Origin of the sequence: Acrocarpospora sp. B8E8, assembly GCF_039871605.1 — a bacterium.
GTDB classification, from domain to species: Bacteria; Actinomycetota; Actinomycetes; order Streptosporangiales; family Streptosporangiaceae; genus Acrocarpospora; species Acrocarpospora macrocephala.
In genome coordinates, this window is sequence record NZ_JBDPLV010000053.1 from 71,724 (window position 1) to 85,854 (window position 14,131).

At 70.0% G+C, this 14,131-nt stretch carries 8 protein-coding genes; 2 read left to right on the plus strand and 6 right to left on the minus strand.

The window, feature by feature from the left end:
- Window positions 1–89: 89 nt before the first annotated feature.
- The 6 genes from ABGB08_RS38000 to ABGB08_RS38025 form a co-directional block, all read right to left on the minus strand.
- Entirely contained in the window at window positions 90–1,247 is a 1,158-nt protein-coding gene (locus tag ABGB08_RS38000) for a VWA domain-containing protein (protein WP_347600901.1), read from the minus strand.
- Window positions 1,247–4,129: a DUF5682 family protein gene (locus tag ABGB08_RS38005; RefSeq protein WP_347600903.1), complete on the minus strand. Its 2,883-nt coding sequence runs from the start codon at window positions 4,127–4,129 to the stop codon at window positions 1,247–1,249. The genes ABGB08_RS38000 and ABGB08_RS38005 overlap by 1 nt, the downstream gene beginning before the upstream one ends.
- On the minus strand, window positions 4,119–5,198 hold the full coding sequence (locus tag ABGB08_RS38010; RefSeq protein ID WP_155349590.1) for an AAA family ATPase: 1,080 nt from the start codon (window positions 5,196–5,198) through the stop codon (window positions 4,119–4,121). Before ABGB08_RS38010 ends, ABGB08_RS38005 begins: the two co-directional genes overlap by 11 nt.
- The gene (locus tag ABGB08_RS38015; RefSeq protein WP_347600905.1) at window positions 5,195–6,502 is read right to left on the minus strand and encodes a DUF5691 domain-containing protein; all 1,308 of its coding nucleotides are present in this window, start codon (window positions 6,500–6,502) and stop codon (window positions 5,195–5,197) included. Before ABGB08_RS38015 ends, ABGB08_RS38010 begins: the two co-directional genes overlap by 4 nt.
- 355 nt (window positions 6,503–6,857) lie before the next feature.
- Window positions 6,858–8,210 (minus strand): SWIM zinc finger family protein, encoded by a 1,353-nt coding sequence (locus tag ABGB08_RS38020; RefSeq protein ID WP_347600907.1) that lies wholly within the window; start codon window positions 8,208–8,210, stop codon window positions 6,858–6,860.
- Window positions 8,211–8,256: 46 nt separating this feature from the next.
- A complete protein-coding gene (locus ABGB08_RS38025) occupies window positions 8,257–8,556 on the minus strand; it encodes a hypothetical protein (protein ID WP_347600909.1) in 300 nt (99 codons plus the stop codon).
- Window positions 8,557–8,718: 162 nt separating this feature from the next.
- On the opposite strand from ABGB08_RS38025, the gene ABGB08_RS38030 reads away from it, so the two are divergent.
- Both ABGB08_RS38030 and ABGB08_RS38035 read left to right on the plus strand, forming a co-directional pair.
- The gene (locus ABGB08_RS38030; RefSeq protein WP_347600911.1) at window positions 8,719–11,688 is read left to right on the plus strand and encodes an AAA family ATPase; all 2,970 of its coding nucleotides are present in this window, start codon (window positions 8,719–8,721) and stop codon (window positions 11,686–11,688) included.
- Between the two features lie 378 nt (window positions 11,689–12,066).
- The gene (locus ABGB08_RS38035) at window positions 12,067–13,602 is read left to right on the plus strand and encodes an aldehyde dehydrogenase family protein (RefSeq protein WP_347600913.1); all 1,536 of its coding nucleotides are present in this window, start codon (window positions 12,067–12,069) and stop codon (window positions 13,600–13,602) included.
- Window positions 13,603–14,131 lie beyond the last annotated feature (529 nt).

Below are 14,131 nucleotides of genomic sequence, written 5' to 3' on the forward strand. Positions count from 1 at the left end.
TTGGGCGGGAAGCACCCCAAACCCTTGCCGGGAAGCGCCCCAGACCTTGGGCGGGAAGCGACCCAGAGTGATCTCACCCCTCCGAGGTTCTATTTGGGCTTGAGGTGGCGTTCGGCCCAGGCCGCGATGTCCCTTCGTTCGATGGCCGTGGCCATGAGGCCGGGGAAGGCGTCGGGGGTGCAGGCGAAAGCGGGCACGCCCAGGGCGGCGAGGGCTGCGGCGTTGTCGCGGTCGTAGGCGGGGGTGCCCTCGTCGGAGAGAGCCAGCAGGACGATGACCTGGACTCCGGCGGCGGTCATGGCCGCCACCCGGCGGAGCATCTCGTCCCGGACGCCGCCTTCGTAAAGGTCGCTGATCAGGATGAAGATGGAGTCGTTGGGGCGGGTGATCAGGCCCTGCGAGTAGGCGATGGCGCGGTTGATGTCGGTGCCACCGCCGAGCTGGGTGCCGAAGAGCAGTTCGACCGGGTCGTGGAGCTGGTCGGTGAGGTCGACCACGGCGGTGTCGAAGACGACGAGGCTGGTGCGGAGGGAACGCATCGAGGCCAGGACCGCGCCGAAGACGCTCGAATAGACGACGGAGGCGGCCATCGAGCCGCTCTGGTCGATGCACAGCACGACTTCGCGCTGCACGGCCTGCTGTTTGCGGGCGTATCCGACCAGCCGGGAGGGCACGACGGTGTTCCGGTCGGGAAGATAGTTCTTGAGGTTGGCGCGGATCGTGCGGTCCCAGTCGATGTCGGCGGTGCGCCGGGGACGATGGGTGCGCGCGGCCCGGTCCAGCGCACCGGTCACCGCCGCCCGGGTCTTCTGGACGAGTTGCCGTTCCAGCTCGGTGACGACCTTCCGGACCACCGCCCGCGCCGATTCGCGCGCCTGCTCCGGCATCACCCGGTTGAGCGACAACAACGTCCCGACCAGGTGCACATCGGCTTCGACGGCTTCCAGCATCTCCGGTTCGAGCAGCAGACGGCTCAGGTTGAGCCGTTCGATCGCGTCCTTCTGCATGACCTGAACGACGGAGGACGGGAAGTATGTCCTGATATCGCCGAGCCATCGGGTCACCTTGGGCGCCGACGATCCCAGCCCGGCACTGCGCGAACTGTCGCTCCCGCCCTGGTCGTAGAGCGCGGCCAGGGCCGCGTCCATACCCGCGTCTCCCGCCCCCAGCTCTCCGCTGGAACAGCCCGGCATGCCGTCGGCCTCGCTCCCCAGCACCAGCCGCCACCGGCGTAACCGCTCGTCCATCAAGCCCTCCCCAGAATCGCCAGCACGGTCCTTACGGCCCCGGCGGCCTGGCTCTCGTCATACGTGATCTCTACTGGCGCCGTCGCGCCGGAGGCGACCCGAGAGCCGATGGCCCGCCGTTCCGGCGGTGCGAAGGCCCCGAAAGTACGCCTCAGCAGCGGCAGCACATCTATGAACGCCTCCCCCTGGAGCCCGGTCAGCCACCCGTCCACCATCGCGAGCAACCGCGCGTCGTGCACGAGCATCAGCCCGCCCCCGGACAGGAACCCTTCGATCCAGGCCGCGACCCGAACCGGCGGATGCCCCAGAGACATCGCCCTGGACATCCGGTCATCAGCGTCATCGATGACCTCGGCGTCGAACAAGATCCGTACGATCCGCCCTTCGATCACGCCCGGCACATCAGCCCGATCGGCCACCCCGCGCAACGCCGCCAACCACCTCCCCCTCGGCGATGTGACGGCATAAGCCGCAGAGGAATCCACACTTCTCGACGCCACATCTGAGGACACGTTCCCGGACGAGATTGCGCCTCCGGACGAGGTCGCGTCTCCAGACGAGGTCGCGTCTCCGGGCGAAGTCGCGTCTCCAGACGAGGTCGCGTCTCCGGGCGAAGTCGCGTCTCCGGGCGAAGTCGCGTTCGTGGTGGCGGGGTCGTCGAGGAGGGTGACTGCTGAGGTCACCGCGTCGATTTGCACGACCATTTCGCGGGCGGTGTCGTCGTCCAGGCCGGATACGGCTGGAGACAGGCCGGCGCAGCTACGGGCCAGCAGGGAGGTGACGATCGAGCCGAGGCCGTCGGCGGGAGTGCCGCGGACGTCGCCGTAGCGTTGGGCACGGACGAGGGCGGGCAGGGCGGCCATGAGATGCCGGACGTCGTGGTCGAGCGCCGCCCGGTCGCCGATCGCCTTCAGCACGTGCGGGAGCGCGTCCGGCAGATCGGCGAGCAGGCACTGCTCGACCAGGCCGGTGAGATCCGCGAGGGCGACGCCCTGGGCCTCAGCCGCCGGAGAGCCGGGGGTGGCGGAATGGGCGGGCCCGGCGGCGACTTCGCGGATCTTGGTCATGGCGGCGGACGGGACGGTGATGCCGCAGGCCGCGGCTTCGATCAGGGTGATGTCGTATTCGGGATGCCATTCGAGGGTCCACGACTCCTTGAAGGTGCCCTTGCCGCGGGTCTCCCGTGGGGTGCCCCAGGGCACGCCGAGGACGCGCAGGCGGTGGAGCAGCTTGCTGCGGTCCAGGTCCAAGGGTTTGCGGAGGTCCAGGTCGTAGTCGCGGGCGAGGGCCTCCGGCTTGAGGCGCAGGCGCCGTTGCTCCTCGCGCAGGTGCCGTTGCAGCGGGACCATGGGGGTGGCGTCGGGGACGTGGCCCAGGCTTTCGCCCACGACGAGCTGCCGCTGGATCAGTTCGACCGGGAGCTCGTCGCCCTCGCAGAGGACGGCCCTGGCCGCTTCGGTGACCTCGGCGAGTCCCGCGAGGGGCCTGCCACGCAGGACGGCGAGGCTGTTGGCGAGCCGGACCGATTCGATGACGTGCGCGGAGGAGACGGGCAGGCCTTCCTCCCGGAGCACGCGCGCGGCCTTGGTCAGCCACCGTTCGATCGGCTGGACAGGGTTGTCGAACAGATGGTGATACCAGCCAGGTGAGGTGATGCCCGCGCCGTAACCACTCCAACTGGCCAGCCGTCCATGGGTCCAGGGCACCCACGTCATCTCCGCCTTGACCTTGGGCAGTCCCCTAAGCAACCGATCATCGGCAACGGCCGTGGTCACCTGAGTCAGGGCCGGCACATGCCACGCGCCGCACACAACGACGATGTTCGTAAAGCCCTCCTTGACGGCCGCCCGAATCGTCCGGCGCATGTACGCCTCCCGCCGGGCCTCATACTCGTCGGGCGTGTAACCCTCCCGGACCGCCGCCATCGCCTCAGCGATCACCTCGAACGGGGTATCCCCCCGATGCTCGACGGCGTCCTCCCACCAACGCTCCGGATCGTCATAACCGGCCGCCGCGGCCAGCGCCCCAATCGGATCCACCCGAAACCCAGACCCATCAGCCTCCCGAGAAGATTCCTCCGAATCCCGCTCCACCGGCCCGTCCAGGCTGTTCGCGCCCGGGCTATCGCGGTCGGGAAGGGGCGTGACGACCTCACCCGGGCCACCACCATCGAGGGCGACGGCCTCACCCGGGCTACCTCTGCCGGAAGCGGGCATGGTGGCCTCGGCCGAGCGACCACCATCGGAAGCAGGCACAGCAGCCTCGACTGAGCCACCGCCGCCAGAATCGGACACGATCGCGTCCTCCGAGCGACCACTATCGGAAGCAGGCACAGCAACCTCGGCCGAACCACCACCGCCAGAGGCGGACACGATCGCCTCACTCGAGCCGCCACCGCCAGAATCGGAAGCAGGCACAGCAGCCTCGGCTGAGCCACCACCGCCGGAAGCGGGTACGCCAGCCTCGGCTGGGCCGCCGCCGCCGTCGGAGGCGGGTTCGGGGGAGTCTCTTGGATCTTCGGGGGTGTCGCCTGAAGTGTCGTGTTGGGGGCGGATGGCCAGTGAGTTGGTGGCGGGGAGGTCGCAGAAGCGGGCGGGGATTGCGGCGTGGGCGGCGTACTGGAGGGCTTGCCATTCTGGGGAGAAGGTGGCGAAAGGCCAGAAGGCCGCTTTGGTGGGGTCGCCAGGGACGTGGGCCAGCAGGGCGACCGGGGGCTCCATCTCGGGGTCGGCGGCCAGGGAGACCAAGGCGTCGGCTTCGGGCGGGCCCTCGATCAGGACGATGTCGGGGGACAGCCGTTCCAGTTCGGCGCGGACCGCGCGGGCCGAGCCGGGGCCGTGGTGGCGGACGCCCAGGACGGTCAGGCGGGGTTCAGCTCGCATCGCGGCAGGCCCGGTAGAAGTCACGCCAGTCCTTCCGTTCCCGGACGACGGTCTCCAGGTACTCCTGCCAGACGACCCGGTCGGACACCGGATCCTGGATCACAGCCCCGACGATCCCGGCCGCGACGTCGGCGGGCCGCAGGACGCCGTCACCGAAGTGGGCCGCGAGAGCGATGCCACTGGTCAGGACGGAGATCGCCTCGGCCGTGCTCAGCGTGCCGCTCGGCGACTTGACCTTGGTGCGGCCATCGCCGGTCACCCCGGCACGCAGCTCGCGGAAGACCGTGACCACCCGGCGGATCTCCTCCATCCCGGCGGGCGTGTCGGGCAGTTCCAGGCTCCGGCCAAGCTGGGTGACCCGGCGGGAGACGATGTCGACCTCCTCCTCGGCGGTGGCGGGCGTCGGCAGCACCACGGTGTTGAACCGCCGCCGCAACGCGCTCGACAGCTCGTTCACACCCCGGTCGCGGTCGTTGGCGGTGGCGATCACGTTGAAGCCCTTGGCCGCCTGGACCTCCTCGTTCAGCTCCGGAATCGGCAGCGTCTTCTCCGACAGCACGGTGATCAAGGCGTCCTGCACGTCGGACGGCATGCGGGTGAGCTCCTCGACCCGGGCCAGCCGCCCTTCGGCCATCGCCCGCATCACCGGGCTCGGCGTCAGAGCCTCCCGGGACGGACCTTCGGCGAGCAGGCGGGCGTAGTTCCAGCCGTACCGGATGGCTTCCTCGGCGGTGCCCGCGGTGCCCTGGACCAGGAGGGTGGAGTCGCCGCTGACGGCGGCGGCCAGGTGCTCGGAGAGCCAGGTCTTGGCCGTGCCGGGGACGCCGAGCAGGAGCAGCGCGCGATCGGTGGCCAGGGTGGCGACGGCCACCTCGACGATCCGGCGGGGGCCGATGTATTTGGGTGTAATGGGCCCGCCCGGGTAGTCGGCGTCGCCGAGCAGGTACGTGGTCACCGCCCAGGGCGACAGCTTCCAGCCGGGCGGGCGCGGGCGGTCGTCGGCCTTGGCCAGGATCGCCAGCTCGTCCGCGTACTGATCTTCCGCGTGGGGGCGCAATACGGTGGTCACGAGAACTCCTTGGTCAGGTCGAATCGGAAACGCAGCGTGGTCGGGAGAACGTGCAGGTCGTCGGGGAGGTGCCCCAGCTGGTCGTGCAGGGCGGGGTTGAGCCGTTCCGCGGCGAGTTTGGCCAGCTCGCCCGCGTTCCACGGCTGGCTGGCGGCGACTTCGACGACACGCTCGAGGACGGCGGCGGCCAGAGGGCCGCTCCACGGCCGGGCGATACCGCCGAGCATCATGATCAGCTGGCCGTTGACGCTCTTGGCGCGGACGAGCTCGGCGGCCCGGTGGGACTGCTCCGCGGGGGGCAGCACGGCCAGCAGGTCGGTGAGCGGCTCAAGGTCGAAGAGGGCGCGGGCCCAGCCGGGGTCATGCTGGAGGATGGCCGCCCTGGTCCAGCCCATGACGACCTCGCGTCCCCAGTCGGGGATGGTCAGGCGGGTGATCTCGCCGACGCTGAGGCCGAAGTGTCCGGGCCAGAAGTCGAGCGGGGTGTGCGCGATCAGCTGCTGCAGCCACCAGCTCTTGCGGCCGCCGCTCCGACCGGCGGGCAGTTCGCTCCTGATGCCGTCCCGCTCCATGGCGCTGTCGCACCGCTCTGGCAGCTCGACCGTCAGCGTGTTCCCGGCTCTGACCAGCAGCCCGGCGGCCCGCTCGGCCATCCGCCGCCCGAGCCGCGAGCCCCGCAGCCGGGTCAGCAGGTCGGCCGCGGCGCGGCGGACCTCGCGGCGGCGGTCGTCGAGCGCGGCTTCCAGGAACGGCTCGTCGTCCAGGCTGAGCCCGTCCGCGAAGGTGCCGAGAAAGACCGCGCGTTCGGCGGGCGACTCCTTGTCCCAGCCGACGGCCAGGAGTTCCCGGGCGTCTCCCGGCGAGGCGGCCCGGAGCCGCTGCAGGAAGGCCCGGCGGTCGCCGCTGCTGCCGAACTCCCAGACGCCGTGGTCGAGCAGACCCTCCCCGGACGACTCCTGATGCAGATACGCCCAAGACGGGTTGAGCTCGGCCAGCCATCGACCCCGAGCCCCCGTCAGCACGCCAAGGTGAGCCCGGACCGATCGGTCGCGCGCCCCGAGATCCAGCAGTTGCGGAATCAACCGCGCAGGAACACGAACGCCGTGCTCCACCGCGAGCTCCAGCCACTCGCCGATCAGGCGGGAATGCTCTCCCGCGAGCATCCGAGCCAGCCGATCGGCGGCCCTGGACGGCACCAGCGGCAAGCTCTCCACCGGAGCCGCGGCCAGCGGCTCCGCCCGCACCGGCGTCTGCCCCGCCCGCCGCGCCACCACTTCCACGGCGGCCTGCTCCAACACGCTCACGGCCGTGGCACCAGCCCCGCGATCGCTCCCCATCAACGCCGCCGAAACCAACTGCTCCCATCCAGCCCGGCTCACCACCTGCTCATTCACAGGATCACCACCAGATACGGCCGACGCGCGGCACGACTCATCGCCCGGCCGCTCGAAGAATCCAGCTGACACTGGCGGCACCCAGCACCACTCATCGCCCGGCCGCTCGAAGAATCCAGCTGACACTGGCGGCGCCCAGCACCACTCATCGCCCGGCCATTCGAAGAACCCGCCTGACGCCGCCAACATCCCCGGCTCATCGACCGGCCGTTCGGAGGATCCACCTGACGTTGCCGGCACCCGGCCCGACTCGTCGTCTGGTCGTTCACAGGATCACCACCCTGCCCTGTTCGTCCCAGGTGGTGAGAGGGCGCAGGCCGTCGGGTGTCCATTCGGTGGCGACGGTTACCGGATGGCCGCCGGAGACCGCGGCGAGTTGCCACGGTGTGCCGGTGGATGGGAGCAAGGGCACGGCGTTTTCCTCCTTCTGGTCGTGGTCGGCCAGGTGCCAGGCGGAGTCCGCTTGGGCGGGGACTACATCGTTGAGGACGATGGGCCAGGATTCTGTCCACGGATCGCGGGTGAGGACGTCCGCGATCAGTTGCGGGACCTCGCCCGCCCGTACGCCATGGGGAGGCGTCGCGCTGGAGGCGGCGGCCGAGTGGCGTTCGGCGACCAGGGCGCGCAGGGGCGCGGAGCCGGGATAGAAGCAGAGGCTGGCGTCGATGGTCGTGCCGAGGACCAGTGAGCTGTCCAGCGGCTGGCCGACCGGGGCGAAGGAGAGCACCAGGGCGGCGCGGCCGGTGGCGCGGCCGAGTAGCCAGACCCGGCGGGAGAGCAGGCGGTCGCGGTCCTCGTCGCGGGAGCCGATGACCTGCCAGTGGTCCCGCACTGGCGGCTGGGCCAGCACGTTCTCCTTCGGCGTGGTGAACCCCACCCGGGACCGGACCGTTTCGCGCAGATCGCGGGGCAGCTCGGGGGATCTGCGGTGGGCGACCGCGAGCAGATGGACCAGCGCGTATTCCGACAGCAGGCGGGCCGGCCAGTCCTCATGCCGGAACACCCGGCTGAGCTCCGTCATGACGCTCGCGACCCCGGGCACCTGCGCGTCGACGAGCCGTTTGGACAGGTCGGCCCAGTCGGCCGGCGCGGTCTGGCGGGCGCCGGCGATACCGTGCGCGATCTGGTCGCCCAGCCAGCGCTCCAGATCGGCCAGACCGGCGTCGACCCGCTCCTCCCGCTGCCGCGCCCGCCGATCGTCACCGGAACCCCCGGAGCCGCCCGCGGCCTCGTCCGCCGTGATGGCGGCGATCTTCTCCGCGACCTTGGCCGTCTGCTTGGCGGCGCGCTCGCGGCGCTGGTCCAGCCACTCCTCGACCCAGTCGACGGGCTCCTCGGCGGCGGGCACCCCGTCGGCCGACCAGAGCAGCAGCAGCCCGAGGGCATGCTTGCAGGGAAACTTCCGGCTGGGGCAACTGCACCGGTACGCGGGCTCCCGCAGATCCACACAAGCCCGGTACGGCTTGGCGCCGCTGCCCTTGCACTCCCCCCACAACGCGTCGCGCGCCACTCCGGCACGCGACCATTTCGCGGGCGCGCTCACACCCGCCGCCGCCTTCTGCGACGAGGCGTCCGGCGCGAGCGCCAGCACCTGATCCCGACTCCACCGTTCGATCACGCGCCGCACCATATCCGGGTCCGCCGACAATTCAACGTCGCCCAGCTCAGGACCGCATTCTGTCGGAGGCGCGTGAAATACTCACTCCGTGATGCCGCGAAACACGCAGCTCGGCCAAGAGGCGCAAAGCGCCCAGGGGATGCCAGGCGGTCAAGAAGGCGGCCAGGCCGGACGAGGCGACGCGGAAACACGGCGTAGCCGCGAAGCACATGTGGGGCAGGACACACGGGGTGAGCACGACACACGGGGTGAGCACGACACACGGGGTGAGCACGACACACGGGGTGAGCACGACACACGGGGTGAGCAGGACGCACAGGGTGGGCACGACACACGGGCTGGCCACAACGCACGGGGTGGCCAGGATTCACGAAGTGGGCGCGACGCACGGGCTGGCCACAACGCGCAAAGTGGGCGGGACGCTTGGCGTGGGCAGGACTCGCGAAGCAGCCAGGGGTCACCGGGTAGCCCGGATGCACGAGGTGGGCGTGACGCGGAAAGCGGATCGGTGGGCCCCGGGAGTTTGATTGGGCGGGGTGAGGAGCTTGGGCGGCTGGTGCGGGTGCTTGACGCGGCGGCTGGGGGGCTGGCGGGGGTCGCGCTTGTCGGTGGGGATGCGGGGATTGGGAAGACGCGGCTGATCCGGGAGCTGGTCGAGCTGGCCAGGCGGCGGGATTTCGTGGTGCTGGTGGGTCAGTGTGCTGAGCTGGGCGACGCGTTGCCGTACCTGCCGCTTACCGATGCGTTGCGGGGGGCTGCGGGCGGGCCGGTGGTGGAGGGGCTGGCGGCGCGGCCGGTTTTGCGGCGGTTGCTGCCGGATTCGGATGCGACGCCGGCCGATGTGGTGACGGGAGGGCTGGCGCAGCAGCGGTTGTTCGGGTCGATGTTGAGCTTGCTCACGGAGGTGGCGGAGCAGCGGCCGGTGCTGTTCGTGCTGGAGGATCTGCATTGGGCCGATCGCTCCACTCGGGATCTGGTGGTGTTTCTGACCCGGATGTTGCAGCGAGAGCGGGTGTGCCTGGTCGGGACATACCGGACGGATGATCTGCATCGGCGGCATCCGTTGCGGCCGGTGCTGGCCGAGTTGCAGCGGTTGCCGCTGGTCACCGGGGTGGAGGTGCCGCCGCTCGCGGATGAGGCGATGGCGGCGCATCTGGCCGCGCTGGGTGACGGGGACGCGAACGCCATCGACGGGGTGGTGCGGCGGGCAGGTGGGAACCCGTTCTTCGCCGAGGAGCTGTTCGCGTCCACGGCGGGCTCGGAACGGCTGCCGGGGACGCTGGCCGACGTGCTGATGGCGCGGGTCGAAGGGCTGTCGGACACAGCGCAGCAGGTGCTCAGGGTGGCGGCCGTGGCGGGCCGGAGGGTCGATCACGAAGTGCTGCGGGCGGCGGCGGGGCTGGCGGACGAGCCGCTGGAGGAGGCGCTGCGGGAGATCGTCTCCCGGGGGTTGCTGGCCGTCGGGCACCGGATCGGCTACGAGTTCAGGCACGCGCTGCTGCAGGAGGCCGTCTACGACGATCTGCTGCCGGGCGAGCGGACCCGGCTGCATCTGGCGTTCGCGGGGCTGCTGACCGAACGCGGCGGATCCGCCGCCGAGCTGGCGCATCATTATTCGGCGGCGCACGATCTGCGTGGCGCGGTGGTGGCCTCGGTGGAGGCCGGGCGACGGGCGATCGAGCTGGGGGCGCCCGCCGAGGCGCATCGGCATTTCGACCGCGCGCTCGCGGACTGGGCGCACGTTCCGGACGCCGAGCAGTTGACCGGGACGACCCGGGTCAGGCTGACCTTGGAAAGCGCCGCCGCGGCGGCCGACAGCGGCGACTACCACCGGGCGATCGCCCAGCTCAAACGGCTGCGGCAGCTGGTCGGCACGCCGGAACTGATCGCGGAGACCAACGAGCGGCTGGCCTACTACCAGGCCGACGCGGACGACTCCGCTGGGATGGTCGACACGGCCCACGCCGCTGTCGCGGCCCTCGGCGACGAACCGGAGAACCCGTTGCTGGCCAAGGCGCTGGCGACGTACGCGCGAACGCTGTGGGACAGCAGGCGGCCGGAGGAGGCGCACGCGACGGCGACCCGGGCGCTGGAAGTGGCGCGCCGGACCGGGGCGGCCGACGCGGAGACCACCGCGCTGATCTCGCTCGCGCTGTTCGAGGAGGTCACCGGCACGCCGGCGCAGGCCGAGGAGCTGCTGTCCGGCGCGGCAGCCCAGAACTCCCCCAATCTGTCCATCAACCTGCGCGCCCGCTTCAACCACGCCCGCGTGCAATACGAACGAGGCAATCTGGAGGCCGCCGCCAAGTCCACGGAGGAGGGGGTCAGGCTCGCCCGCGAAACCGGCCTCACCTGGAGCATGTACGGCACCGACCTGCGTTTCCTGCAATATCTCGTGCATTATGTGGACGGCGACTGGGCCACGGCGGAGACGCTGGCGAACGGGTTCGGCGTCCGGGTGGGCACGATAGCCGAGGCGGTCCTGTCGTCGTTCGCGCTGTTCGTCGAGGTCGGCCAGGGGCGGCCCGCCGCCGACGAGCGGCTGCGCTGGCTCGAGCCGTTCTGGCCCCAGGACGAGTTCGTGATCTACATGGCGCGCGGGCTGGCGGCCGAGCAGGCGTTGTGGCGCGGGGATCCCGGGACGGCTCTGACGCACATCGAGGCGGTGCTGGCCACGCTGACACGATTCGACGCCGGATCCATCAGGATGGCCGCGACCGGGCTGTGGGCGCTGGCCGAGCAGGCCAGAGATCACCGAATCACCGCCGAGCAGACGCGGACCATCCGGGAACACGCCGACGAACTGCTGGCCCGTGCCCGGTATGCGGCCGCCAACGGCCTGTCCGGGCCGCGTGGGGAACTCGGCCCGGAGGGCAAGGGCTGGGCGGCGCGCGCCGAAGCCGAATGGCATCGGGTGTACGGCACGGCGACGCCGGAGATCTGGCGGACAACGGCGGAAGCGTTCTCGTTCGGCTTCCGCTACGAGGAGGCTCGGTCGCGGTGGCGGCTGGCCGAAGCCCTGCTCGAAGCCGGTGACCGGGCTTCCGCCCTGGTGGAGTGGACTGCCGCCGCGAAGATCGCCGACCGGTTGCGGGCGGTTCCGCTCGGGACGGCACTGGCCCAACTCGGTCGGCGGGCTCGATTTTCGCTGACCGACGACAACCAGGCCGGACAGAGCGGACCCGGCGGACCAGGCAGAACGGGCGGACCAGGCAGAACGGGCGGACCGGGCAGTCGAGGCGGTGCGGTCGAGGCGCTGCCGGTGAATGTGCTGGCCTCGCTGACCAGTCGGGAGCGTGAGGTGCTCGCGCTGGTCACGGCGGGGAACTCCAACCGGGAGATCGGTGAGCGGCTTTTCATCTCGCAGAAGACCGCGAGCGTGCACGTGTCCAACATCCTGGCCAAACTCGGGGTGGCCACACGAACCCAGGCAGCCGCGATCGCACACCAAGAAGGGCTCGCGCCACCCGGAGACTGAGTCGCCCGGGGGACTGAGTCGCCTGGTGACCGAGTCTCCCGCTGACTGGTCATCCCGGAGGCTGAGTCTCCGGCTGACTGTTCACCCCGAAGGCTGAGTCGCCCGGGGACTGGGGCACCCGGGACTGGGGCACCCGGGACTGGGGCACCCGGGACTGGGGCACCCGGTCACTGAGTCGCCCGGTCACTGAGACTGAGTCGCCCCGTGATCGAGTGGCCTGGTGACCGAGTCTCCCGTGGCTGGTCTCTCCCCCTGGTGACTGAGTCTCCTGGTGGATGAGGAGATATGTGTCCGAGGAATACATGGCTGAGGAAATACGCGGCTGACGGAAATACTCTGGAACAAAGCGCCCTTCGCGAAGGATTTTGGAGGTCAACGATGACCCGCCACATCGTTTCCGTCATCGGTGGTAAGGACAGCCAGGCCGCAGCGCCGTACAAGTCGGTTAATCCGGCTCGGGTGGAGCAGGTGGTGGCCGAGGTGGGGCTGGCGGACGCGGAGACGTTCGCGGGGGCCTGCCGGGTCGGGGCAGGAGCGCAGCGGGACTGGGCGAAGGTGCCCGCGCCGGTGCGCGGGCGGGTGATCGCGTCGATCGGGCGGCTGGTCGAGGAGAACGCGGAGACGCTGGCCCGGCTGGTGACCGACGAGATCGGCAAGCCGTACGCGGAGGCCCTGGGCGAGGTCCGGGAGATCGTGGACACCTGCGATTTCTTCCTGGGCGAGGGGCGGCGACTGTACGGGCAGACGGTTCCGTCGGAGATGCCGGACAAGAGCCTGTTCACGTTCCGGGTTCCGGTGGGGGTGGCGGCGATCATCACGGCGGGGAACTTCCCGGTGGCGGTGCCATCCTGGTATCTGGTTCCTGCGCTGTTGTGCGGGAACGCGGTCATCTGGAAGCCCGCTGAGTACGCGGCCGCTTCCGCGCACTCCCTCTACCGGCTGTTCGCGGCGGCCGGGCTGCCCGACGGTGTGCTCAACATCGTGTTCGCGGACGGCGCGGCCACCTTCGCCGGGCTGGATCAGGCGCTGGGTGAGGGTTCGGTGCAGAAGGTCGGGTTCACCGGGTCCTCCGAGGTGGGGCGCAAGATCGGCGAGCTGTGCGGGCGGCACCTGCAGTCGCCCTGCCTGGAGCTCGGCGGCAAGAACCCGATGGTGATCATGCCGGACGCGGATCTCGATCTCGCCGTCGAGGGCGCGCTCTTCGCCGGATTCGGTACGGCCGGCCAGCGCTGCACCTCACTCGGCACGGTCATCGTGCACGAATCCATCCACGACGACTTCGTGGCCCGCTACACGGCGGCCGTGCGCGCCGCGTCCATCGGCGACCCGACCGGCGACGTGATCTGCGGCCCGCTGCTGGACCACAAGTTCGCCGACCGGTTCGAGGAATACCTGACCTGGGTCGAACCCCACCACCAGGTGCTCACCGGCCCCACCGGCAAGATCACTGAATCCAGCCCCCGGGGCGAGTTCACCGGCGACGGCGGCCTCTACTACCACCCCGTCGTCGTCGACGGCGTCCGCCCCGACGACCGGCTGTTCCTGGAAGAGACCTTCGGCCCCATCGTCGGCGTGACCACCTTCGAAACCCTCGACGAGGCCATCCACCTCGCCAACAAACCCGGCTACGGCCTGTCCTCCTCGATCTACACCACCAACCCCACCTCCGTGTTCCGCTTCCGCGAGTCCGTCTCCGCCGGAATGCTCAGCGTCAACAACTCCACCTCCGGCGCCGAAGCCCACCTCCCCTTCGGCGGCAACGGCAAATCCGGCAACGGCAGCCGCCAATCCGGCATGTGGGTCCTCGACCAGTTCACCCGCTGGCAAGCCATGAACTGGGACTACTCCGGCCACCTCCAGAAAGCCCAAATGGACGTCGCCGAGATCATCCCCGACACCGGCTTCCGCCTCTGAACCCATCCAAAGACTGAAATTTCGGGTTACTCGCCGTTATCCGGCGCCGTTTACGCCCGCACCACTTCTCACCGCACCGGCGCCAAGAGTGCGGCCTTTCGCATCGGTTCTTTCACATCCGTAGAGATCCCGACCTGTGAAGACTCTCGCGCGTGGATAACCGGGCCACAAGGGACGTCGTTCAGACTCGTAAGTGGGCGAGGACAACATCGACCGGGCCAAGAAGGCCTCGCGAGCGCTCAGTCGTTCAGGCCCGTAAGCAGGTGAGAACAACATCAACCGGGCCAAGAAGGCCACGCGAGCGCTCAGTCGTTCAAGCTCGCAAGCAGGTGAGAACAACATCAACCGGGCCAAGAAGGCCACGCGAGCGCTCAGTCGTTCAGGCTCGTAAGTAGGTGAGGACGGCTAGGCCCGTTTTCCGTAGGTGGGGATGATTGGGGCATCTTCGGCGCGGCTTGTTGATCGTGGCAGTCCGAGCCGGTAGTTCCTGAGCCTCGTGAGACAACCAGCGCAGTTCGGCGGCCCGAGT